This window comes from Pseudomonas sp. GL-B-26 (genome assembly GCF_019947405.1).
Lineage (GTDB): Bacteria > Pseudomonadota > Gammaproteobacteria > Pseudomonadales > Pseudomonadaceae > Aquipseudomonas.
On record NZ_JAGYGJ010000056.1, the window covers coordinates 20,368 to 44,103 of the forward strand.

The window sequence follows — 23,736 nt, forward strand, 5'->3', positions numbered from 1 at the left end:
GATGACGCTGAACGCGACCACGTCCCACACCGTCGGGCCGTATTACCACATCGGCCTGACCTGGCTGAACCGCGAAGACCTGACCGTCGAACAAACCCTGGGCGAGCGCGTGGCGATCACCGGGCAAGTCATCGATGGCAACGGCGACGTCGTCAACGACGCGATGCTGGAAGTCTGGCAAGCCAACGCCGCCGGCAAGTACGACCACCCCGAAGACGATCAGGACAAACCCCTGGACCCGAACTTCGAAGGGTTTGGCCGGGTGCCGGTGGATGCAGAAGGGCGCTTCCGTTTCACCACGATCAAGCCGGGCACGGTGGAAGGCTTGAAAGGCACGACTCAGGCGCCGCATCTGGTGGTGCTGGTGTTTGCTCGCGGGTTGGTGAAGCACTTGCTGACGCGGATTTACTTTGATGGCGAACCGGCCAACGTGGCGGATCCGCTGCTGGAATGTGTGCCGGCTGAACGCCGTAGCACCTTGCTGGCGAAGAAGGATGCGTCCGGTGTGTACCAGTGGAATGTGATCCTGCAGGGCACCGATGCCGAGACGGTGTTCTTTGATTATTGAGTGAACACCCTTCACCTGTGGGAGCGGGCTTGCTCGCGAAGGCGGTGTATCAGGCAGCATTGATATCGACTGACACGACGCCTTCGCGAGCAAGCCCGCTCCCACAGGGATCGCGTTACTGATCTATCTGTGGAACGGGACTGTTGCAAAGTATGTCTAGACTCTCACAGTCCCCATTGAGTGAAAAACAATGACAACTAACACTGCTACTACGGCGCTCTACACCGGCGAAGAACGCAGCAAAAGGATCTTCGCGATAGTCGGCGCCTCGTCCGGCAACCTCGTCGAATGGTTCGACTTCTACGTCTACGCCTTCTGCGCGATCTATTTCGCCCCTGCCTTTTTCCCGTCCGATAACCCGACCGTGCAGCTTGTGAATACGGCTGGCGTATTCGCCGCTGGGTTCCTGATGCGGCCCATCGGCGGTTGGATCTTCGGCCGGCTGGCGGACAAGCACGGGCGCAAGAATTCGATGTTGATCTCGATTCTGATGATGTGCTTCGGCTCGTTGCTCATCGCTTGCCTGCCGACCTACAAGGACATCGGCGTCTGGGCGCCGATCATGCTGCTGTTCGCCCGCTTGTTGCAGGGCCTGTCGGTGGGCGGTGAGTACGGCACCACCGCGACCTATATGAGTGAAGTGGCCCTCAAGGGCCAGCGCGGTTTCTTCGCCTCGTTCCAGTACGTGACGCTGATTGGTGGGCAACTGCTGGCGGTGTCGCTGGTGGTGGTCTTGCAACAGTTCCTCACTGAGGATGATTTGCGCGCCTATGGCTGGCGGATCCCGTTTGTCGTCGGTGCGGCGGCGGCGTTGATTTCGCTGTTCCTGCGTCGTTCGCTGAAGGAAACCACCAGCAAGGAAATGCGCGAAAACAAGGACGCCGGCAGCATCCGTGCGCTGTTCCGCGACCACAAGGCTGCGTTCATTACCGTGCTCGGTTACACCGCCGGTGGCTCGCTGATTTTCTACACCTTCACCACGTACATGCAGAAGTACCTGGTGAACACCGCCGGCATGCACGCCAAGACCGCCAGCTACATCATGACCGGCGCACTGTTCCTTTATATGTGCATGCAGCCGCTGTTCGGCATGCTCGCGGACAAGATCGGCCGACGTAACTCGATGTTGTGGTTCGGCGCACTGGGGACGTTGTTCACCGTGCCGATCCTGCTGAGCCTGAAAAGCGTCAGCAGTCCGTTCCTGGCCTTCGTGCTGATTACCGTGGCGCTGGCGATCGTCAGTTTTTACACCTCCATCAGCGGCCTGGTAAAAGCCGAAATGTTCCCGCCGGAGGTGCGCGCCTTGGGCGTCGGCCTGGCGTATGCGGTGGCGAATGCAATCTTCGGTGGTTCGGCGGAATATGTGGCTCTGAGCCTCAAGGCCGGGGGCATGGAAAACTCCTTCTACTGGTACGTGACGGTGATGATGGCGGTGGCGTTCCTGTTCAGCCTGCGCTTGCCGAAACAGGCGAAGTATTTGGAAAGCGACCTTTGATCTTTACCCGTGGGCCTGACCGGCCCACGCCTCCAGGGACTGTTTATGAACGAGCGACCGGGCAATCAATTGTTCGATGCCTATTTCACTGCCCGCGATATGCGTGAGGTGTTCTGCGATCAGGGTCGGGTTCAAGCGATGCTTGATTTCGAAGCAGCACTGGCCCGTGCCGAGGCGCGAGTCGGGCTGATCCCGCAGACGGCTGTCGCGCCGATTGAAGCGGCCTGTCAGGCCGGGCATTACGACTTTGTCGCCCTCGGCGAGGCGATTGCCACGGCCGGCAATTCGGCGATTCCGTTGGTCAAGGCGTTGGGCAAGCAGATCGCGGCCAACAATGCCGAAGCCGAGCGCTATGTGCATCTGGGCGCGACCAGCCAGGACGTGATGGACACCGGTCTGGTGTTGCAACTGCGCCGTGCGCTGGAGCTGATCGAAAGCGATCTGGCGCAATTGGGCGAAACCCTCTCGGCCCAAGCCCAGCGTCACGTCGCCACACCGCTGGCCGGGCGCACCTGGTTGCAGCACGCGACGCCCGTCACCCTCGGCATGAAAATCGCCGGTTGGTTGGGCGCTGTCACTCGCAGTCGTCAGCGTCTGCGGGAACTCAAGCCGCGACTGCTGGTGCTGCAATTCGGCGGCGCCTCTGGAACCCTCGCGGCCCTCGGCGAGCAGGCGATGCCGATAGCCCAAGCGCTGGCTGAACAATTGAAACTGACACTGCCGGATCAACCTTGGCACACCCAGCGAGACCGCTTGGTGGAGTTCGGCTCGGTACTGGGATTGATCGCCGGTAGCCTCGGCAAACTCGGCCGCGACATCAGCCTGTTGATGCAGACCGAAGCCGCTGAAGTGTTCGAGCCTTCTGCGCCGGGCAAGGGCGGTTCTTCGACCATGCCGCACAAACGCAACCCGGTGGGCGCGGCGGTGTTGATCGGTGCTGCGACTCGCGTACCCGGTTTACTCTCGACCCTGTTCAGCGCCATGCCCCAAGAACACGAGCGCAGTCTGGGCCTGTGGCATGCCGAGTGGGAAACCCTGCCGGAGATTTGCTGCCTGGTGTCCGGCAGCCTGAAGCAGGCGCGGCTGGTGGCGGAAGGACTGGAAGTGGACGCCGAGCGCATGGCCCGCAACCTCGATCTGACCCAAGGCCTGGTGCTTGCCGAAGCAGTGAGCATCGTCCTCGCCCAACGAGTGGGGCGCGACACAGCGCACCATTTGCTGGAGCAATGCTGCAAGCGCGCAGTGGCTGAACAACGTCATCTGCGAGCGGTACTCGGCGACGAGCCGCAAGTGACCGCCGAACTGTCGGATGCTGAACTCGATCATCTGCTGGACCCCGCCCATTACCTCGGTCAGGCCCATACCTGGGTCGAGCGAGCGGTGGCTGAACATTCTGCGTTGACTGCCTGAAGGAGATTGCTGTGGCTTTCGTACAACTCGCCGAGGGCGAACTGCACTACCAAATTCAAGGGCCGCAACTCGATGGCCCGGCGGATGCGCCGGTGCTGGTGTTGTCCAACTCGCTGGGCACCGACCTGCACATGTGGGACGCGCAGATTGCGGCGTTCACCGAGCATTTCCGCGTGCTGCGTTTCGACACCCGTGGCCATGGCAAATCGCTGGTCACACCGGGGCCGTACAGCATCGAGCAACTGGGTCATGACGTGCTGGCGCTGCTGGATGCGTTGCACATCGAGCGCGCACATTTCTGCGGCCTGTCCATGGGCGGCTTGATCGGCCAGTGGCTGGGGATCAACGCTGGTGATCGCCTGAACAAACTGGTGGTGTGCAACACCGCAGCGAAAATCGGTGATCCGTCGGTGTGGAATCCGCGGATCGAAACCGTGCTGCGTGACGGTCCGGCCGCCATGGTCGCTTTGCGTGATGCGTCGATTGCGCGCTGGTTCACCGTGGATTTTGCTCAAGCCAATCCTGCTGCCGCGAAGAAGATCACTGACATGCTCGCGGCCACCTCGCCGGAAGGGTATGCGGCGAACTGTGCCGCCGTGCGCGATGCCGATTTCCGCGATCAGCTGTCCTCGATCAAGGTGCCGCTGCTGGTCATCGCCGGCACCGAAGACGCGGTCACGCCACCGTCCGGTGGGCACTTCATTCAGGAACATGTGCAGGGCGCCGAGTACGCCGAGTTCTATGCGGCGCACCTGTCCAACGTCCAGGCCGGTGCTGCATTCAGCGAACGCGTGTTGGCGTTTTTGTCAGGTCATTGAGGGTTATTTTGTGGACGAGAAACAACGTTACGACGAAGGCCTGAAAGTCCGCCGTGCAGTGCTCGGCGACGCCCACGTCGACCGCAGCCTGAACGCGCTGACCGAGTTCAACTCGGAGTTTCAGGAAATGATTACCCGTCACGCCTGGGGCGACATCTGGACCCGTCCGGGGCTGCCGCGTCATACCCGCAGCCTGATCACCATGGCCATGCTGATCGGCATGAACCGCAACGAAGAACTCAAACTGCACCTGCGCGCCGCCGCGAACAACGGCGTGACCCGCGGCGAGATCAAGGAAGTGATCATGCAGAGCGCGATCTACTGCGGCATTCCGGCAGCGAATGCGACGTTCCATCTGGCGGAGTCGGTGTGGGATGAGTTGGGGGTTGAATCGCGGGAGTGATCCTGGCGATTTGCGGTATCTGAGCTGACGCTTTCGCGAGCAAGTCGAATCGTCGCACCGCCGCTCCCACATTTAACCGAGTTCCTCCTGGGAGAATGAGGTCGAATGTGGGAGCGGGCTTGCTCGCGAAGGCGGTAGTCGCCTTGATACTTAATCAACGGTGGCGACAATGAATATCCGCTTGAACGGAAACAACGTGTGCCCGTCGCTCTCCGGCGGGTAATGCGCATGCACGCGCATCAGGTAGTGGTAAATGAACCGCGCCTGTTCATCATCCTTCAGCGCCTGCATCACCGGCCGCAGCGCCGAGACTTTGACCCAGTCATAGATGGGCGACTTGCCGTCGACAACCTGGAGCTGCTCTGTCTCCCAGATATCCAGTGTCCGGGTGATCGGTGAGAGCAACCGGTAGTAACTTTCCAAAGACAACAGCGGCCGCGCAGCCATGGCCTCGCGCAACAGCGGGGTGCCGAGTGGTTTGCCACCGGGGCCTGCATCCTCAAGGGTGTCGAGCATCAGTTGATACCACAGCGCATCCCGCCAGTCGGGCATGTGCGCTGCCAGGCATCCACCCGGATTGAGCTGGCCGAGCAGTCGCGGCAACAACTGTTCGTGACCACTGACGAAGTGCAGTACGGCGGCGGCGAACAGCAGGTCCGCCGGTTGTTCGGGTTGCCAGTCGAGTAGATCGCACTGTTTCCACAACGTCTTGATCGGCAGGCAACGGGCTTCGTCCAGCATTTGCTCCGAACTGTCGATGCCCTGCAACTGCGCTCGAGGCCAACGCTTGGCCAATAGTTGCGTGGCGATGCCGGTGCCGCATCCCAGGTCGTAGATGCGCTTGGGCTGTTTGAGTTCGACACGGTCGAGCAATTCATTGACCGGTCGTTGCCTGAGGCGGGAAAACTGCTGGTACGCCTTGGCGTCCCAGTCGGTACAGGCTTTCCCTGCCGATTCAAGTTTGACGCTCATGAGGTGATCCTCTCTGGCGGTTACAGTTGTCTTCCGATGACATTCAGTGTTTTCAGGACAACCGCCACGCCTTTGCGCGTGTCCGGGTCGTTCAGCAGTTTGATCAACGCATAGGCCCCCGGCGGCTCGGGGGCGGCGGCGACCTCGGCCTTGGCCAGGCGCACGGCGTTACTGACTGTCCAGGTGGCCGCCGTAGCGTTTTCGAACAGCCGCGCCAGTTTTTCCACCATCGCTGCGTCCAGCAGGTCGGACATGTCCGAGACCAGCGATAGCACATCGACAATGTTGTCCAGCCGACCGTCGTCGATCAGTGGCTGAAGTTTTGCCATCAAGGCGACGAGTCCCGGCGTCGCTGGCATGCCGGCAGCGCTGGTCGCCAGCGTTTCATCTGATAGGTTCGTCATTGTTTACGCCTCCCTGAGCGGATCAAAGCATTCCACGGGCAACCGCCCAGTACAGGCCACGATTGAAGCCATTTCTCAGCAGACCGCCGAGTTTGGTCGGCGGTGTCGGCAGGACGTCATGGGCGTAGTCGTACCACAGCGGCATACCGGCGTTGAGACCCATCTGTGCCACGGCCTGAACCCGCCCGTCGTAGACGCTGTTGGGCGCGCCGAGGCGAATCTCGGCGGCAATGTTGTTGGCGATGACCGGCGCCTGGTTATGGCAGGCACCACCGGCCTTGCTCACCGGCAGATCGACGGTGTCGCCAATCACGTAGACGTGTTCCAGGCCGTAGACCTGCAGGGTCTCGTGGTGGGTCGGCAGCCAACCTTCGTTGTTGGGCGCTTTTGAAACACCGGACTCAAGTACGGCATCGACAGCGCGGATCGGCGGAGTCGCCATCAGGATGTCGAAGGGTTGCTCTTCGCCTTCTTCGGAGTAGGCAATTTTTCGCTCGGGATCGACACGGCTGAGGGTGAAGCCGCGTTGGAAGCGGATGTTCTTCTGCTCGAAAATGCCGGGCAGGATTTCCCCGGTGGGGCGTTGCAGGAACAGGCAGTTACGCAGTAACTGAGCCGTGGTCGGGTAGGTGTAGACGATTTCCACCTGGTCCCGCACGCCCCGACGACGCAGGAAGTCGTCGAGCATCAACGTCGTTTCTACCGGCGCAATGCCGCATTGGTGCGGCACGTTGGGTGTCTGCGGGAAAGACACCGTGATGAAGATCCGGCCTTTTTTGATCGTGCTCAGCCGTTCTGCCAACTGCCGGGCGGGCTGATATTGGTAGAAGTGGTCGCCGGCTTCTTTCAAGCCTTCGATGCGCTCCGGCGCGGGCACGCAACCGGTGGCAATGACCAGAAAGTCATAGCCATAGCGCTTGCCGCTGCGGGTTTTCAAGCATTGTCCGGGGAAATCGAAACCCGTGACTTCTTCGACGTAAAAGCTGATTTCCGGGCGCAACAGTGAACGTTCCGGGCGCTTGAGTTCTTCTTCAAAGAACTGATTGAACGCCACGTACATGAACGCAGGTTTGTAGTAGTGATCGGGGGAATTGGACAGTAGTGCAATCGAGACTTCGCCGCGCAGGATTTCTGGATACAGCTTGCTGACCAGTTGATTGGCCAACATCGTTCCACCTACGCCGCCACCGACGATAACTATTCGCTTGCTCATACCTGACCTCCGTGGTCATGGCAGCTTCGCGTACAGCATCCGGAGATAACGGAAGAAAAAAAGGGGCTCCTACATCAGGATGGAGAACTAAACACGCTTCCTGACTGTATCTGTGAACACACAAAGCGCCAGTTTGTACCGACCAGCGGTGAGAGGCACGCGACCGCCTTAATCCTGCGGTCGCTGCCTGAACGCGGTTATAGCAGGCTGATCGGATAGCTGACGATCAACCGGTTCTCATCAAACTCGTTGTTGCTGAAGTCGCGGCGAATGGTCGAGTTGCGCCATTTGACGTTGAGGTTTTTGAGCGCGCCGCTCTGCACGGTGTAGCCCAGTTCGCTTTCGCGGCCCCACTCCTTGCCGTCGGTGATGGTGCCGGTGTGGACGTTGTCGCCGCTGATGTAGCGGTTCATCAGGGTCAGGCCGGGAATGCCGAGGGCGACGAAGTTGTAGTCATGACGTACCTGCCAGGATTTTTCTTTCGCATTGTCATAGCTGGCGTTGTAACTGTCGTTGGCCAGGGTGCCGCCGCTGGTGCCATTGACTCGCATCCAGGCGTTGTCGCCGGTGAGTTTTTGCAGGCCGACATAGAAGGTGTTGCCGCCGTATTTGGCCGAGAACAGGCCTGACCAGGTCTTGTTGTCCAGCTCGCCGGCCCGGGCGCTGCCGTCATCCTTGCCGTAGAAGAAACCGAGGTTGGCGCCCAGGGTCCAGTCGCCGATGGGCTGGCTGTGAATCAGATTCACGTATTGCTGGCTGTAAATGTCCTTGAGTTCGGCGTTCCACACACCGATCTGGGTGCGCTTCTCGTTGAAGGCGTATTCGCCGCCCTGGAAGTTGAAACGGTCGGAAGTGAACGCCGGTTTTCCGGTCATCGACATGTCGTTCATGCTGCTGTCGTCACGCGGGCTGTTGGCGCGGAACTGGCCGCCGTAGAGCGTCAGACCGTCGATTTCCTTCGAGGTGATCTGGCCACCACGGAAGGTTTGCGGCAGGGAGCGGCCGTCGTCCGAACGCAGGATCGGCAGCACTGGCATCCATTCGCCCACCTTCACTTCGGTCTGCGACAGCTTGGCTTTGAACGCCACGTTGGTGCGACCGAAGTTGTCCGCCGGGCGACCGTCGTGATCCAGCGGCAGCAACTGCGTACCACCCGTGCCTTTACCGCCGTCGAGTTTCACCGAGTACAGCCCCAGCACATCCATGCCGAACCCGACGGTGCCCTGAGTGAACCCGGACTTGGCGTCGAGGATGAAGCTTTGTGTCCATTCTTCAGCCTTGCCCTGAGCTTTGGTCGGGTTGGTGAAATTGCGATTGATGTAGAAGTTGCGCAGGTTCAGGTTGACCTTGGCACCTTCGACAAAGCCTGACTCCTCGGCCATGGCGGGCAGAGCCGTACTGGCCAGTGCAACGGCGATGAGGCTGGGGAACCAGTATTGCGTGGTGGAAGGTGTCATGTGCTCGGGTCTCTCTAGTTTTTAGGCGTGAAACGGGGCGCTGCCGCAACCTGGGGTTGCAGACAAAAATTTGAAATCAGGGCAAAAACGAAGGGGATCAGCCGGACAGGGCAGGGCGCGGGGGCATGGTGTCGAACCTGTTGTTATTGGTCTTGTGCGACGAATGGTGCGGGGAATGTACCAGATGGTTCAATCAGCTAAAGCGGGTTGTGGGCGATTATCGAACGCCAAAACAAAAAGCCCACCAAAGGTGGGCTTCTTGTTTTACAGCGCTATCAGAACAACTTCATCTTCGGCGCTTCTTCTTTCAACGGCTCGTTCTTCGCCGTCTGCTCGTTCCAGCCACCGCCCAGTGCCTTGTACAGATTGACGGCACTGACCAGTTGCGCCAGACGGTCGGTGATCAGTACTTGTTGGGCACTGAACAGCTGGCGCTGGGCATCGAGGAAGGTCAAGTTGCTGTCGACACCAATGCGATAACGACGCTCGGCCAGACGGTAGTAGTCCTGGTTCGCGCTGACGAAATCACGCTGGGCATGCAACTGATCGGTGTAGGTCTGGCGGGCGGCCAGGCCGTCGGCGACTTCCTGGAAGGCCGTTTGAATGGACTTCTCGTAGTTCGCCACGCCGATGTCTTTCTGGATTTTTGAATAATCCAGGCTGGCGCGCAGGCTGCCGGCGTTGAAAATCGGCAGGTTGATCTGCGGCTGGAACAGCCAGGTGCCCGAACCGCCCTTGAACAGACCGGACAGGTCCGGGCTCAGGGTCCCGGCGTTGGCCGTCAGGCTGATGCTCGGGAAGAACGCAGCCCGCGCCGCGCCGATGTTGGCGTTGGCGGCTTTCAGGTTGTATTCGGCCTGGAGGATGTCCGGACGACGTTGCAGCAAGTCCGATGGCAGACCGGCCGGCACGTCGCTCAGCAGGTCGTCAGCCAATGGCTTGGCTGCTTGCAGATTGGTCGGGACGCCAGTGCCGAGCAGCAACACCAGGATGTTTTCATCCTGGGCGACTTGACGGGTGTACTTGGCCATTTGTGCGCGGGCGTTTTCCACCGAGGTACGCGACTGGGCCAGGTCCAGGGCCGAGGCCACACCCACTTCGTTGCTGCGGGCGGTGAGCTTGTAGCTCTCCTCGAACGCAGCGAGGGTGTCCTGGGTCAGTTTCAGCAGTTCCTTGTCGGCCTGCCAGGTCAGATAGGCGTTGGCCACACTGGCCACCAGGCTGATCTGGGTGCTGCGGCGCGCTTCTTCAGTGGCGAAGTATTTCTGCAGCGCTTCTTCGCTCAGGCTGCGAACCCGACCGAACAGGTCGAGTTCATACGCGCTGATGCCGACCGTGGCCGAGTAGGAACTGGTGATGTCCGCTTGGCCTGTCTGCGAGGCCCGAGCCGGGACCCGCTGGCGGCTGCCGGTGCCGTTTGCCGACACGGCCGGGAACAGATCGGCACGCTGGATGCGGTATTGAGCCGCGAACGCGTCGATGTTCAGCGCCGCGACACGCAGGTCACGATTGTTTTCCAGGGCGACCTGGATCAGCTGTTGCAGCGCCGGGTCATGGAAAAACTGCTTCCAGCCCTGTTCGGCGGCAGCCTGGGCAGGCGCCTGGGCCGGCGAATACGCCGGACCTTGCGGGTACTGGCCCGCCACCGGTGCTTCAGGCTGCTGATAATCGGGTATCAGCGAGCAGCCACCGAGCACGAAGGCGGCAACAGCCAAGGAGAGTAGCGACTTGCTCATAAGCCAGCCTCTTTAGAAGGTTCTAGAGCGTCGTCCTGGTCAGCGATTTTGCGCTGCCCCATGGCCGACACGGTGACGAAAAACAGCGGGACCCAGAATATCGCCAATACGGTGGCGGTGATCATACCGCCGATCACCACTGTACCGATGGCGTGTTGGCTACCCGAGCCGGCGCCAGTGGAAATGGCCAGAGGCACGACGCCGAGGACAAACGCCAGGGAGGTCATAATGATCGGACGCAAACGCATGCGGCAAGCCTCGATGGCGGCCTCCTGTAAGCTCTTGCCCTGTTCATGCAGGTCTTTGGCGAACTCGACGATCAGAATGGCGTTTTTTGCCGCCAGACCAATGGTGGTCAACAGACCCACCAGGAAGTACACGTCGTTGGACAGACCGCGCAAGCTGGTCGCCATCAACGCACCGATAATCCCCAGCGGCACCACGAGCACCACCGCAATCGGAATCGACCAGCTTTCATACAACGCGGCCAGACACAGGAACACCATCAGGATCGACAACGCGAACAGCGCCGGAGCCTGCGAACCCGCCAGTCGTTCTTCGTACGACAGGCCTGTCCAGGAAATACCGACACCGGCCGGCAGTTTCTTGGCCAGGGCTTCGACTTCGAGCATGGCTTCACCGGTGGAATAACCGGGTGCCGGGGCACCGAGGATTTCCATCGCTTCTACGCCGTTGTAACGCGACAGCTTCGGTGCGCCGTAAATCCACTCACCTTTGGCGAACGCCGAGAACGGAACCATGGTGCCGGCCCTGTTGCGCACATACCATTTCTTGACGTCTTCAGGACTCATGCGCGCGCCCGGCTGGCCTTGCACGTACACCTTCTTCACCCGACCGCGGTCGATGAAGTCGTTGACGTAGCTACTGCCCAGGGCAATCGACAGGGTGCTGTTGATGTCGGCGATGGTAACGCCCAGGGCACTGGCCTTCTCGTCATCGATTTCCAGTTGGTATTGCGGTTCGTCGTTCAGACCGTTCGGGCGGACCTGCGACAGCACCTTGCTCTGCGCCGCCATGCCGAGGAACTGGTTGCGTGCAGCCATCAGTGCTTCGTGACCGATACCGGCACGGTCTTGCAGGAACACGTCGAAACCGGTGGCGTTACCCAGTTCCAGCACCGCCGGAGGTGCGAACGCAAACACCATGGCGTCACGGAAGGTGAAGAAATGCTGTTGGGCACGGGCCGCGACTTTGAACACGCTGTTGTCGGCGTTACGTTCGTCCCACGGTTTGAGCATGATGAACGCCATACCCGAACTCTGACCGCGGCCGGCGAAGTTGAAGCCGGTTACGGTAAACACCGAGGCCACCGCGTCACCTTCACCGCCGTCCTTGCCCGGACGCAGCAGGAACTCACGCATCTCGTCCACGACAACTTGCGTGCGCTGGGAACTGGAACCGGCCGGGGTTTGCACCTGGGCAAACAGTACACCTTGGTCTTCTTCCGGCAGGAACGCGGATGGAATACGCAGGAACAACCAGATCATGCCGACGACGATGATCACGTACACCAGCAGATACGGCACCTTGTTGCGCAGAATGTTGCCAACGCCGCGTTCGTAGCTTTTCACGCTACGGTCGAAGTTGCGGTTGAACCAGCCGAAAAATCCGCGTTTCGGGACGCCGTGCTCACCCTTGGGAATCGCTTTGAGCATGGTGGCGCAGAGCGCCGGGGTAAAGATCAGTGCGACCAGTACCGACAGGGCCATGGCCGAGACGATGGTGATCGAGAACTGTTTGTAGATCACACCGGTGGAACCGCCGAAGAATGCCATCGGCAACAGTACCGCCGACAGCACCAGGGCGATACCGACCAGTGCACCCTGGATCTGCCCCATGGATTTCTTGGTGGCCTCCTTGGGTGACAGGCCTTCTTCGCTCATGACCCGTTCGACGTTTTCCACCACGACGATGGCGTCGTCCACCAGCAAACCGATGGCCAGCACCATGCCGAACATGGTCAGGGTGTTGATGCTGAAGCCGAACGCCGCGAGGATCCCGAAGGTACCCAGCAATACGACTGGCACGGTCATCGTGGTGATGACGGTGGCGCGGAAGTTTTGCAGGAACAGGAACATCACCAGGAACACCAGCACGATCGCTTCGACCAGGGTTTCAACCACGCCCTTGATCGACTCGGTCACCACTGGCGTGGTGTCGTACGGGAACACCACTTCCATCCCTTCCGGGAAAAACGGCTTGAGGGTTTCGATGGTCTTGCGCAGGGCTTTTGCGGTGTCGAGGGCGTTGGCGCCGTTCGCCAGTTTCACCGCCAGACCGGAGGCCGGGGCGCCGTTGAACTGGGCGCTGATCGAGTAGTTTTCGCCGCCCAGGCCAACATCCGCCACATCGCCGACACGTACTTGTGAACCGTCCTTGTTGACCTTAAGCAGGATGGCCTTGAACTGCTCGGCAGTTTGCAGGCGGGTCTTGCCGATGATCGTCGCGTTCAGCTGTTGGCCGGCGACAGCAGGCAAACCACCGAGTTGGCCGGACGACACCTGAACGTTCTGCGCGGCGATGGCGGTTTTTACGTCGCCCGGAGTCAGGTTGAAGTTATTCAACTTGGCCGGGTCGAGCCAGATCCGCATCGCGTACTGCGCACCGAAGACCTGAAAGTCACCGACACCGGCGGTGCGCGAGATCGGGTCCTGCATGTTCGACACGATGTAGTTGGACAGGTCGTCCTTGGTCATGCTGCCGTCGCGCGACACAACGCCGATCACCATCAGGAAGTTTTTCACTGCCTTGGTCACGCGGATACCCTGTTGCTGCACTTCTTGCGGCAGCAGCGGGGTGGCCAGGTTCAGCTTGTTCTGGACCTGAACCTGCGCGGTATCGGAGTTGGTGCCCTGCTCGAAGGTCGCGGTAATAGTCATGTTGCCGTCAGAGTTACTTTCCGACGAGACATAACGCAGGTTATCGATACCGTTGAGCTGTTGCTCGATCACTTGCACCACGGTGTCCTGCACGGTTTGTGCAGACGCGCCCGGGTAGGTCACCGAGATGGCAATGGCCGGAGGCGCAATGCTCGGGTATTGGTTGATCGGAAGTTTGAGGATCGATAGTGCCCCGACCAGCATGATGACCAGGGCAATTACCCAGGCAAAAATCGGACGGTCGATAAAAAATCTGGACATGGTTTACTCCCCTTTGCCGCTGGAAGCCTTGTTAGCTACCTGTGCGGGGGCCGGGTTCTTTGCGCCAACGTTAGTCGCTTCACTGGCCTTTACTACGACGCCAGGTTTGACGAATTGCAGCCCTTCGGTGATCAGGCGATCGCCGGCCTTCAGGCCGTCTTCGATCAGCCATTGGTTGCCGACGGTGCGGCTGGCCTTGAGCTGACGCAGTTCGACCTTGTTGTCCGGACCGACGACCAGCGCGGTCGGGGTGCCTTTGAGGTCACGGGTCACGCCTTGTTGCGGGGCGAGGATCGCCGCGCTGTTCACCCCGGCCTGCAATTGGGCGTGTACAAACATGCCTGGTAGCAGGGTGTGATCAGGGTTTGGGAATACCGCACGCAAGGTCACGGAACCGGTGGTCTGGTCTACCGAGACTTCCGAGAACTCGAGATTGCCTTCCTGTTTGTACTGGCTGCCGTCTTCGAGGGTCAGCTTGACCTTGGCCGCGTTGTCGCCGGATTTTTGCAGACGACCGCTTTCCAGTTCGCGGCGCAGTTCCAGCAGCTCTACCGAAGACTGGGTCACGTCGACGTAGATCGGGTCCAGTTGCTGAATCACCGCCATCGCGTCGACCTGGCCGCTGGTGACCAGCGCGCCTTCGGTCACGGTCGAGCGGCCGATGCGGCCGGAGAGTGGCGCGTAAACCTTGGTGTAACGCACATTGATCTGGGCGCTTTGCAGGGCGGCTTCCGATTGCAAGCGGTTGGCCAGGGCCGTGTCGTATTCCTGACGGCTCACAGCCTGTTCGCTGACCAGTTGCTTGTAGCGATCCGAAATCGATTTGGTCTGTTGCAGGTTGGCTTCGGCGCTTTTCAGGGTGGCTTCATAAACGGCCGGATCGATCTGATACAGCTGCTGGCCGGCCTTGACGTCGCCGCCTTCCTTGAACAGGCGCTTGAGAATGATGCCGTTAACCTGAGGGCGAACTTCGGCGATGCGGTACGCGCTGGTACGGCCCGGAAGCTCGGAGGTCAGGGTGAAGGCTTGAGGTTGCAGAGTAACGACGCCGACCTGAGGGGGTGGTGCGGCAGGTGCCGCCTCTTCCTTTTTGCATCCGCTGAGCAGCGATGCCAAGGCGAGGGCGGTGACCAGAGCGGTAACAGCTGGCTTGAATTGCATGAAAATCCTCGGGTCAGGCGCGCAAATTGCGCACTAGAAATGTGGAAAGGTAAAAAATGTGCGCTGAGTGGATAAGTAGCTTGCTAAGGAATATACTTACGTTCATGGTTGTTTGTAAATACCTTGGCCGCGTATCCACACCATTACAAAAGCCGTTCAAGGGTTCGAATTGTAGGCCGGGGACGACGCCCAAGAACGCTCGCCCCACTTTTATTCAGCGGATGTTCAGGCATCGCTGAAGCATCCTGATTGAGGTTGTATTGCCATGGTCCGTCGTACCAAAGAGGAAGCTCAAGAAACCCGCAGCCAGATACTGGAAGCGGCAGAAAAAGCCTTTTACGAAAGGGGCGTGGCGCGCACGACACTGGCGGATATCGCTACTTTGGCCGGGGTCACGCGCGGGGCCATCTACTGGCATTTCAGCAACAAGGCGGATCTGGTGCAGGCCATGCTTGATACCTTGCATGAACCGCTGGATGAAATGGCCAAGGCCAGTGAAAGCGAAGATGAACTCGACCCCTTGGGCTGCATGCGCAAGCTGCTGATTCATTTGTTTCATCAAGTTGCCCTGGATCCGAAAACCCGACGCATCAATGAGATTCTGTTTCATAAGTGCGAATTCACCGATGAAATGTGCGACCTGCGCCAGCAGCGCCGAGCGGTCAGCCTTGATTGCAATGTGCGAATCGCTCTGGCGCTGAGTAATGCGGTCAATCGGGGGCAGTTACCGGAAAGCCTCGATACGGCCCGCGCAGCCATCAGCCTGCATGCGTACATTGACGGCATCCTGTACCAGTGGCTCTTGGCGCCCGACAGCTTTGAACTGCACATCGAAGCCGAGCGTTGGGTCGATACAGGGTTGGACATGCTGCGCTTCAGCCCCAGCCTGCGCAAATGAAACAAAATGCGTAATTGGATCCGGTTGTGTCAACACTTGAGGCGGATGAGGAACATCCTGACGCTCGCCTGATTGCAATGGGTTGCTTTTATATACGTACGCTCGCCAGGTTGATAGGTAGTGAGCTACCTGATTTGTAGCGATTTTGTGAGTAACCCGGTTGCAAAAAAGCCCCGGCTCTTTCGAGTCGGGGCTTTTGCGTTTCAAAGGGGGGCGCTTACAACACCGGGTAGTCGATGTAGCCGACCGCGCCCTTGGAATAAAACAGCTCAGGACGTGGCTCGTTCAGCGGCGCATCGGCCTTCAAACGTGCCGGCAGGTCCGGGTTGGCAATGAACGGCACGCCGAAAGCGACTGCATCAGCCTTGCCGCTGGCCAGCCAGGCGTTGGCGCTGTCCTTGGTGAAGCGTTCGTTGACGATGTAAGGGCCGCCGAACGCTTCTTTCAATTGTGGACCCAGGCTGTCGCCATCTTCTTTCTCGCGGGAGCAGATGAAGGCGATGCCACGTTTGCCCAGTTCGCGAGCGACGTAAGTGAAGGTCTCGGACAGGTTGTCGTCGCCCATGTCATGGAGATCGGCACGGGGTGACAGGTGCACACCCACACGGCCCGCGCCCCAGATTTCGATCGCGGCATCGGTCACTTCCAGCAACAGGCGCGCACGATTTTCCACGGAACCGCCGTAGTTGTCGGTGCGCTGGTTGGTGCTGCTTTGCAGGAACTGGTCGAGCAGGTAACCGTTGGCGCCATGGATTTCCACTCCGTCGAAACCGGCCGCCTTGGCGTTCTCGGCACCGACGCGGTAGGCGTCGACGATGTCGGCGATTTCAGCGGTTTCCAGGGCGCGTGGGGTTGGGAAGTCGGCCAGTGGGCGAACCAGGCTGACATGGCCTTTTGGCTGAATGGCGCTCGGTGCGACCGGCGCTTCACCACCCAGGTACGACCCGTGGGAAATACGGCCGACGTGCCACAGTTGCAGGAAAATCTTGCCGCCCGCGCCGTGAATAGCCTTGGTCACATTGGCCCAGCCACGCACTTGATCGTTGGACCAGATACCCGGGGTGTCCGGGTAGCCGACGCCCATCGGCGTGACCGAGGTGGCCTCGCTGAGGATCAGGCCGGCCGAGGCGCGTTGTACGTAGTACTCGGCCATCAGCGCGTTTGGCACGCGGCCTTCGTCGGCGCGGCAGCGGGTCAGCGGCGCCATGATGATGCGGTTGGCCAACTCAAGGTCGCCCAGTTTGATCGGATCGAAAATAGTCGTCATGAAATAGCTCTCTTGTAGAGATCAGTTGGTAGCAGGGGCCAGTTCGGGATCACCGTTCTGACGGAAAGTAATCAGGGTCACCAGCAGGGCGAGTACCGCCAGTGCAGCTGCCGCGAGAGGAACGCTGGTCAAGCCGAAACCGTGGGCGATGACGCTGCCACCGACCCAGGCACCCAGTGCATTGCCGACATTGAAAGCGCCGATGTTCAGGGTCGACACCAGGTTCGGTGCGGCCTTGCCGTAGGTCACCACGTTCACTTGCAGGGCGGGCACGGCGGCAAAGCACGCGGTGGCCCAGAGGAACAGGGTGATTTCGGTAGGAATCAGCGCAACGCTGGTCCAGGTCAGCACGGTCGAGATCACGGCCATCGAGATAAAGACGCCGATCAACGTTGCGGCCATGCCTTTGTCAGCCAGCTTGCCGCCGATGATGTTGCCGACCGTCAGGCCCAGGCCGATGAGCATCAGGGTCCAGGTCACGCCGTTGGGCGAGACGCCGGTGACATCGCCGAGCAGCGGGGCGACGTAGGTGAACAGGGTGAATACGGAAGCTGCGAACAACGCGGTCATGCTCAGGGACAGCCAGATCCCGGCGCCTTTGAGGGCACGCAGTTCGGCGCGCATGTCGAGTTTCTCTTCATCGCGCTTGGCCGGCAGGAAGCGGATCAGGCCGATCAACGCGATCACACCAATCACGGTCACCGCCCAGAAGGTCGAACGCCAGCCGGCTTCCTGACCGAGCGCAGTGCCCAGCGGAACGCCGAGCACGTTGGCCAGGGTCAGGCCGGTGAACATCAGAGCCACGGCCGAAGCGCGCTTGTTCGCCGGCACCAGACCTGCTGCCACCACCGAACCAATGCCGAAGAACGCACCGTGGCAGAGGGCGGTGACCACACGGGCAAACATCAGCACGTTGTAGTCGGTCGCCATTGCACAGAGCAGGTTGCCGACGATGAAAATCCCCATCAACGCTACCAGCGCGGCCTTGCGCGGCAATCGAGAGGTGGCCAGTGCCATGAACGGCGCACCGATGGCCACGCCCAGGGCGTACCCGGTCACCAGCCAGCCGGCACCGGGGATCGACACACCGAGGTCGGCCGCTACATCGGGCAGCAAGCCCATGATGACGAACTCGGTGGTGCCGATGGCGAAAGCGCTCAAGGCCAGAATGAGTAGCGAGAGGGGCATTGTTCAGTTCCTTGTCGGAGCACTGAGCTCCTTGACGATGGCATCGAGGAACGCCTGGATCACGTCCTCGTTGCGTTTGAAGAAGTGCCATTGACCGGCTTTCTGGCTGCTGATCAGTCCCGCACGTTGCAAGTTCGCCAAATGGGCGGACACGGTCGACTGCGACAGGCCGCAGCGTTGATCGATCTGTCCGGCGCAAATGCCGTACTCGTGGTTGTGGATCTGTTCCGGGAACTGGGCTTTGGGGTCTTTCAGCCAGATGAGGATGTCTCGGCGTACTGGGTGTGCCAGGGCTTTTATTATTTCGTCGAGGTCGATGGTCATGGTTTGGGCTCGTGATGAGTAAAACGCTATATCGCGATGAGGCGAACTTTAAATCGGTATTTCGCGATATACCAATATGATTTTGGTCTGACGACCGAGTAATTCGGTATATCGGGTTATAACGATATGCTGGGTGTAACGATACAAAGGCGCAGTGCTAAGCTGCGCGCATGAACTATCTCGCACATCTGCACCTCGGTGGCCAGCGCCCCGGTCAATTGCTCGGCAGTCTGTATGGCGATTTCGTCAAAGGGCGGCTGCAAGGGCAGTTCGATCCGGAGATCGAAGCGGCCATCCAGTTGCATCGCAGCATCGATGTCTTTACCGACCGCCATCCGTTGGTGGACGTCTCGTTGTCACGGTTTTCCATGACCCGCCGGCGTTACGCCGGGATCGTGCTCGACGTGTTTTTCGACCATTGCCTGGCGCGTGACTGGACGCTGTACGCCGATCAGCCACTGGAACAATTCACTTCGGGCGTGTACCGGGTGCTGTCCGCCGAGGCGCAATTGCCGGAACGGCTGGCGCAGATCGCGCCGCACATGGTGGCCAATGACTGGTTGGGTTCTTATCGGGAATTCGCGGTGCTTGAGCAGGTGCTGCGAGGGATTTCACGGCGGCTGACGCGACCCGAGGAACTGGCCGCAGCGATGCAGGAATTGCGGGTGTTGTATGAACCGTTGAGCGATGACTTCCGGTTGTTTTATCCCGAGTTGCAGGCATTCGCTGCGACACCGCGAATTTAATGTGGGAGCGGGCTTGCTCGCGAAGGCTGCTTCACATTCAACACATGTGCTGACTGTCAAACCGCATTCGCGAGCAAGCCCGCTCCCACAGGGGATTTGTATCAAGCCGCGATCGCGGGGCGCAGCGGTTCCGGTTGCGCCTGCGGAATCGCCCCAAACAACGCCTTCTGCACCGCTTGCTGTGCCTCGAACGCCAGTGCCGCACGCTCTCGACCTTCACACGCGATCGGCTTGAGCAAATGAATCTCCACCTCACCCCGATCATTGGCAAACAAGCGCATCAAGTGCGAGAGCAAATCATCATCGCCAATGAACGGCGCCAGTGAATCGAGTGCTCCGTCACGCAGATAACGAATCGCCACCGGCTGCAACTTCACTTCGGAGTCGATCGCCGCAGACAGCAATCGACCGTGGAAAGTGCGCAACGAACGGCCATCAGTGGTGGTGCCTTCCGGGAACATCAGCAGCGGATGTTCCTGCTCCAGATGACGGGTCATCTGTTTGCGAATCAACTGGCTGTCGCCCGACCCTCGACGAATGAACAAACTGCCGGCCTTGGCCGCCAGCCAGCCCGCCACCGGCCAGGTGCGCACTTCGGCCTTGGACAGGAACGACAGCGGTGTGAGCATGCCCAGCAGCGGAATGTCGGTCCAGGACACATGGTTGCTGACCCAGAGCATCGGCGCCTTCGGCAATTCACCGTGTACGGTCACGCGAAAGGGCAAGGCATTGCTCAGGCGCGCCATGAAAAATCGCGACCAGCGCTGGCGACGGACCATCGAATGAGCAATCCCCAGACGTTCGAACAACCCGAACAGACTGGCCATGCTCAAACCCAGCGCCACCACCACCAACACTCGTGCAATCCGCGCGTACACCCGTAACCGACTCATCACACGGCCGCCTTGAAGTGCTTGGCATAACGCGGGCAGAGTTCGTCGCGCTTGAGCAGAATGAACACGTCGGCGACCTGGAAGTCTTCGTCCCAGCACGGCTCGCCGCAGATCTTCGCGCCAAGACGCATGTAGGCCTTGAGCAGCGGTGGCATTTCGGCGATGACGTTGGACGGGATGTCGAGGCTCGGCAGCGGTTTTTTCGGTTCGGCCCGAAGGTGTTCCGTACACAGATAACGTTCGCGCAGGCGCTGCATGATCGCGTGGGCCTGAATGCCGCCGTCCTGCATCGGAATGCTCGCGCAACCCATTAAGTAGCTGTAGCCGCCCTGGTTCAGCACTTCGGCCAGTTCGCCCCAGAGTACGGCGATGGTGCCGCCGTTGCGGTAAGCCGGGTCGACGCAAGTGCGGCCGATTTCCAGAATCGGGCCTTTTAGATGAAGCAGGCCATGCAAGCTGAATTCTTCTTCGCTGTAGAACTTGCCCAGGCTGCTGGCGGCCGTATGGTCGAGCAAACGGGTAGTCGCCACCAGTCGCCCGGTGTTCAAGTCACGCACGCCGATGTGGGCGCAGTGAACATCATAGTCATCCATGTCCAGACCCAGCTCCGCGCCTTTCAGCTTGGCGTTGAATTCGCCGCTGAACACGTTGAAGCGCAAGGCCTGGGCTTCCTGCAAGGCCTCGGCGCCCACCAGGCGTTCGGCTTGCAGGCGGCGTTCATTGCCGGTGTCGCTGATGCGGGCGATCTGAGTCATTGCGAATCTCCGTACGGGCCGGTCACCCGTCTTGGGTTGCAGCCGATCGACTTTCTTTATGCAGCCGTGTTGTGCAAAGTCAGGCTATGTAGCCCCGGTGTCATCGCCATGAAGCTTTGGTGATGCTTATATGACAGCCCACGAGGAGCCTCTTATGCCCTGGCAAAACCTGCTGCGCCGCCGCGATCGTCTGCCCGCCAACCCGGACCTGGGCGAGGGTTTCGCGACCTTGTTGCACCAGTTGGGCAACGTCACACCGTTCGAACTGGCGGTGGCCGGCGGGCGTTTGATGTCGACGCCGGGACTGGCGTTTCTGGTGGGCTATCAGGCGGCGTTGCGCATGCTCTGGCCGAGCGCGCCGCTGAGCCTCGGCGCCTTGTGCGCGACCGAACAGCGCAGCCTGCGGGTGACGGACATGCAGACCCGTCTGCACGATTTGCGTCTGAGCGGACGCAAGGATTTTGTCACCGCAGGCGATGCCGCCGATTGGCTGCTGATCGCGGCCCGCAGTGAAGCTCCCGACGAAAAACCGCGCCTGAGTCTGGCGGTGGTTTATCCCGATGAACCGGGTGTGCGTCTGGAGAAACTGCCGGCGATCCCGTTGATGCCAGACATCAGTCATGGTCGGCTGTTTCTCGATAACGCTCAGTGCGAACTGTTGGCGGGGGATGGCTGGGATGCTTACATCAAACCGTTCCGCACCCTTGAAGACATCTATGTGCTGAGCGCCATGACCGCCTGGCTGTACGGCGTCGGTCAGGACAGCGACTGGCCGCAAGCCTTGCAACTGCGTTTACTGGCGCTGCTGGCCGGGTGTGCGGAAGTCAGCCGGCAGGCGCCGAATAATCCGTCCGGGCATGTGTTGCTCGGTGGCTTGTTTGCGCAGTTCGATGGGTTGAAGGCCGAGGTGGCTCAGGCACTGGCCGATGGTCCGCAGCATTGGGCCGCTATGTGGCAACGTGATCAGGGCGTGTTGGATTTGGCGGCGGGTGCGCGGGGGAAGCGGTTGGCAAAGGCACTCGCTGGCGCTTGAAGCGCCCAATGTAGGAGCTGAGAGACTGTCATCAACTGCGACTAGGCTCAGCAGGTCCATCCTTCCGAGCACCCTCCATGTCCAAAGGCTTGTCCCTGGTTTTTATGCTCCTGCTCAGCCTCACGGCCCACGCCGAATACTGGCCTGCCGAGCAATGGCCGACCGGCCCGACAGTCACTGGGCCGGCGCTTCAAGCGCTGGAGACTTACGCCTTCCCACCCCGTGATGAGGCCACCCGAAAAGGCATCCGCACTGACGCCTTGCTTGTGATCCGCGACGGCCAACTGATCTACGAGCGCTACGCCGGCCCGACCACGGCCAACACCCCGCACCTGACCTGGTCCATCAGCAAAAGCCTGATGGCCACAGTCCTCGGCGTGGCCTATGGCGAAGGTCTGTTCAAGCTTCAGGATCCGGTGCAGAGATTTTATCCACCGCTGGAAAAACACCCGACGATGACCATGGCCGACCTGCTGCACTGGGCCTCGGGCCTGGACTGGCAGGAAGACTATGAATACGCGCCGTTGAAATCCTCGGTGGTCGCGATGCTCTACACCCGCGGTCACCTGGACATGGCCGCGTTTACCGCCGATCACGGTGAATACGCCAAGCCCGGTCAGGCATTCCGTTATTCCAGTGGCGACAGCAATCTGTTGGCTGCTGCGTTGAAAACCATCGTCGGCCCGAGCCGGTATCCGGACTATCCATGGACTGCTCTGTTCGAGCCCTTGGGGATTCGCCACGCCGTCTGGGAAAGCGATGCTACGGGAACCTTCGTCGCTTCGTCCTATGCCTACCTCACCGCCAGGGATCTGGCCCGAGTTGGTCTGCTGATGGCACGCGACGGCCGCTGGGGCGAGCGGCAATTGCTGCCCAAGGACTGGGTGACGTTCAACCGCGAACCGTTCGCCCACTATCAAGCCAATCAGGACGACGCCGTGCCCGGCGGCCATTGGTGGCTTAACCGCGCGGTGGAAGGCGCCGCAAAACCCTGGCCCGATGCACCCGCCGACACCTTCGCCGCGCTGGGCCATTGGGGTCAGGCGATGTACGTGATTCCCGGCGAAAACCTGGTGATCGTGCGCTACGGCGATGATCGCGACGGCAGCTACCAGCACAACGAATTGCTCAACCTCGCGCTCAAGGCCTTTGCCGCGAAGGGGCAGCCATGAAGCGTCGCAACATTGTTCGTCGGCGACCGTTCAGTACGCTGTCGTTGATCTTGCTGATCACCTTGCTCGGCTGGATCTGGCAGGAACGGGTGGCGCTGTGGGCGTTCCCGGACATCATCAGCGCCTATACCGCCAAGGAATATTGTTCGTGTCGTTACGTGATGAACAACCCGGCCGAATACTGCCACGGCTATGTGAAACAGTGGCTGCCGAGCAGTGGCTTTAGCGATGACCCCGCCAGCAAGCGCGTTTCGGTCAGCGGCATGGGCCGCAGCAACAGCGCCACCTGGGACGGCGAGCGCCAAGGCTGTCGCCTATCACCCTGAACGACACTTTCCCTGTAATTGAATGGACTCGCCCAAGCCGAGGCGTCTGTGCGCCACGGTGGCATTCTTATAGAAGCCAACGACAGCGAGGGCGAGGCCATGAAAAAGCATACGACGATCAATCAGTTTTTGTCAGCCGATCTGGCGGCATGCACCACAGTTGCGGTGGATCTTGCCAAAAGAGTCTTTCAGTTGGCCGGGGAGGATGCTCTCGGTCAGGTGTTGTTCGAGAATCGAATCAAGTCACGTGAGGCCTTTCAGGCATTTCTTCATAAGCTTTCAGCGAGCGTGACGGTGTTGGTGGAAACCGGGCCAGGCGCTCAGGCATGGGCACGA

General features: G+C 60.2%; 22 protein-coding genes and 1 pseudogene. 11 read left to right on the plus strand and 12 right to left on the minus strand.

Going from position 1 to position 23,736, the window contains the following annotated elements:
• Position 1 precedes the first annotated feature (1 nt).
• From pcaG to pcaC, 5 genes are all read left to right on the plus strand, one after another.
• Entirely contained in the window at positions 2–568 is a 567-nt protein-coding gene (pcaG, locus tag KGB23_RS26325) for a protocatechuate 3,4-dioxygenase subunit alpha (protein WP_033060947.1), read from the plus strand.
• A 190-nt stretch (positions 569–758) separates the two neighbouring features.
• On the plus strand, positions 759–2,063 hold the full coding sequence (locus tag KGB23_RS26330) for an MFS family transporter (RefSeq protein ID WP_223433150.1): 1,305 nt from the start codon (positions 759–761) through the stop codon (positions 2,061–2,063).
• Between the two features lie 45 nt (positions 2,064–2,108).
• A complete protein-coding gene (locus tag KGB23_RS26335) occupies positions 2,109–3,473 on the plus strand; it encodes a 3-carboxy-cis,cis-muconate cycloisomerase (RefSeq protein ID WP_223433151.1) in 1,365 nt (454 codons plus the stop codon).
• Positions 3,474–3,484: 11 nt separating this feature from the next.
• Complete coding sequence (gene pcaD / locus KGB23_RS26340; protein ID WP_223433152.1) at positions 3,485–4,291, plus strand: 3-oxoadipate enol-lactonase; 807 nt, start codon at positions 3,485–3,487, stop codon at positions 4,289–4,291.
• Positions 4,292–4,301: 10 nt separating this feature from the next.
• Positions 4,302–4,694 (plus strand): 4-carboxymuconolactone decarboxylase, encoded by a 393-nt coding sequence (pcaC, locus tag KGB23_RS26345; protein ID WP_033060940.1) that lies wholly within the window; start codon positions 4,302–4,304, stop codon positions 4,692–4,694.
• A gap of 150 nt (positions 4,695–4,844) precedes the next feature.
• Here the strand turns inward: pcaC and KGB23_RS26350 are convergent, their stop codons facing one another.
• The 7 genes from KGB23_RS26350 to emhA all read right to left on the minus strand — a co-directional run bounded on the left by KGB23_RS26350 (position 4,845) and on the right by emhA (position 14,798).
• Positions 4,845–5,666 (minus strand): methyltransferase domain-containing protein, encoded by an 822-nt coding sequence (locus KGB23_RS26350; protein ID WP_223433153.1) that lies wholly within the window; start codon positions 5,664–5,666, stop codon positions 4,845–4,847.
• Positions 5,667–5,686: 20 nt separating this feature from the next.
• The gene (locus KGB23_RS26355; RefSeq protein WP_223433154.1) at positions 5,687–6,070 is read right to left on the minus strand and encodes a DUF1641 domain-containing protein; all 384 of its coding nucleotides are present in this window, start codon (positions 6,068–6,070) and stop codon (positions 5,687–5,689) included.
• Positions 6,071–6,092: 22 nt separating this feature from the next.
• Positions 6,093–7,283, minus strand: a complete 1,191-nt coding sequence (locus KGB23_RS26360; protein WP_223433155.1) for an FAD/NAD(P)-binding oxidoreductase — start codon at positions 7,281–7,283, stop codon at positions 6,093–6,095.
• Between the two features lie 197 nt (positions 7,284–7,480).
• On the minus strand, positions 7,481–8,740 hold the full coding sequence (locus KGB23_RS26365; RefSeq protein ID WP_223433156.1) for an OprD family porin: 1,260 nt from the start codon (positions 8,738–8,740) through the stop codon (positions 7,481–7,483).
• A gap of 275 nt (positions 8,741–9,015) precedes the next feature.
• Complete coding sequence (gene emhC, locus KGB23_RS26370) at positions 9,016–10,476, minus strand: efflux RND transporter outer membrane subunit EmhC (RefSeq protein WP_223433157.1); 1,461 nt, start codon at positions 10,474–10,476, stop codon at positions 9,016–9,018.
• Positions 10,473–13,637, minus strand: a complete 3,165-nt coding sequence (gene emhB, locus KGB23_RS26375) for an efflux RND transporter permease subunit EmhB (RefSeq protein WP_223433158.1) — start codon at positions 13,635–13,637, stop codon at positions 10,473–10,475. The genes emhC and emhB overlap by 4 nt, the downstream gene beginning before the upstream one ends.
• 3 nt (positions 13,638–13,640) lie before the next feature.
• Complete coding sequence (emhA, locus tag KGB23_RS26380) at positions 13,641–14,798, minus strand: efflux RND transporter periplasmic adaptor subunit EmhA (RefSeq protein WP_223433159.1); 1,158 nt, start codon at positions 14,796–14,798, stop codon at positions 13,641–13,643.
• Between the two features lie 265 nt (positions 14,799–15,063).
• Here emhA and emhR point away from each other — a divergent pair, with 265 nt between their 5' ends.
• Entirely contained in the window at positions 15,064–15,696 is a 633-nt protein-coding gene (gene emhR, locus KGB23_RS26385; RefSeq protein ID WP_223433160.1) for an efflux system transcriptional repressor EmhR, read from the plus strand.
• Positions 15,697–15,913: 217 nt separating this feature from the next.
• Here the strand turns inward: emhR and KGB23_RS26390 are convergent, their stop codons facing one another.
• The 3 genes from KGB23_RS26390 to KGB23_RS26400 are packed head-to-tail and all read right to left on the minus strand — an operon-like array spanning position 15,914 to position 18,475.
• The gene (locus tag KGB23_RS26390) at positions 15,914–16,963 is read right to left on the minus strand and encodes an alkene reductase (RefSeq protein ID WP_223433161.1); all 1,050 of its coding nucleotides are present in this window, start codon (positions 16,961–16,963) and stop codon (positions 15,914–15,916) included.
• A gap of 21 nt (positions 16,964–16,984) precedes the next feature.
• Complete coding sequence (locus tag KGB23_RS26395; protein ID WP_223433162.1) at positions 16,985–18,151, minus strand: MFS transporter; 1,167 nt, start codon at positions 18,149–18,151, stop codon at positions 16,985–16,987.
• Positions 18,152–18,154: 3 nt separating this feature from the next.
• Positions 18,155–18,475, minus strand: a complete 321-nt coding sequence (locus tag KGB23_RS26400) for an ArsR/SmtB family transcription factor (RefSeq protein WP_129441841.1) — start codon at positions 18,473–18,475, stop codon at positions 18,155–18,157.
• A 170-nt stretch (positions 18,476–18,645) separates the two neighbouring features.
• On the opposite strand from KGB23_RS26400, the gene KGB23_RS26405 reads away from it, so the two are divergent.
• Positions 18,646–19,221 carry an ACP phosphodiesterase gene (locus KGB23_RS26405; protein WP_076030010.1) on the plus strand — a complete coding sequence of 192 codons (576 nt, stop codon included), beginning with the start codon at positions 18,646–18,648 and terminating at the stop codon, positions 19,219–19,221.
• A 101-nt stretch (positions 19,222–19,322) separates the two neighbouring features.
• Here the strand turns inward: KGB23_RS26405 and KGB23_RS26410 are convergent, their stop codons facing one another.
• Together KGB23_RS26410 and olsB are read right to left on the minus strand one after the other, a co-directional pair.
• Positions 19,323–20,114, minus strand: a complete 792-nt coding sequence (locus KGB23_RS26410) for a lysophospholipid acyltransferase family protein (RefSeq protein ID WP_223433163.1) — start codon at positions 20,112–20,114, stop codon at positions 19,323–19,325.
• Positions 20,114–20,869 carry an L-ornithine N(alpha)-acyltransferase gene (olsB, locus tag KGB23_RS26415; RefSeq protein WP_149629023.1) on the minus strand — a complete coding sequence of 252 codons (756 nt, stop codon included), beginning with the start codon at positions 20,867–20,869 and terminating at the stop codon, positions 20,114–20,116. Before olsB ends, KGB23_RS26410 begins: the two co-directional genes overlap by 1 nt.
• 154 nt (positions 20,870–21,023) lie before the next feature.
• Between olsB and KGB23_RS26420 the strand changes: the two genes are divergently transcribed.
• From KGB23_RS26420 to KGB23_RS26435, 4 genes and pseudogenes are all read left to right on the plus strand, one after another.
• On the plus strand, positions 21,024–21,902 hold the full coding sequence (locus tag KGB23_RS26420) for an acyl-CoA dehydrogenase family protein (protein ID WP_223433164.1): 879 nt from the start codon (positions 21,024–21,026) through the stop codon (positions 21,900–21,902).
• Between the two features lie 77 nt (positions 21,903–21,979).
• Entirely contained in the window at positions 21,980–23,074 is a 1,095-nt protein-coding gene (locus tag KGB23_RS26425) for a serine hydrolase domain-containing protein (RefSeq protein WP_223433165.1), read from the plus strand.
• Positions 23,071–23,400, plus strand: coding sequence for an amidase (locus KGB23_RS26430; protein WP_223433166.1), 330 nt, complete (start codon positions 23,071–23,073; stop codon positions 23,398–23,400). Before KGB23_RS26425 ends, KGB23_RS26430 begins: the two co-directional genes overlap by 4 nt.
• Before the next feature lie 141 nt (positions 23,401–23,541).
• Positions 23,542–23,736: pseudogene (locus KGB23_RS26435) on the plus strand (IS110 family transposase); the annotation flags it as partial.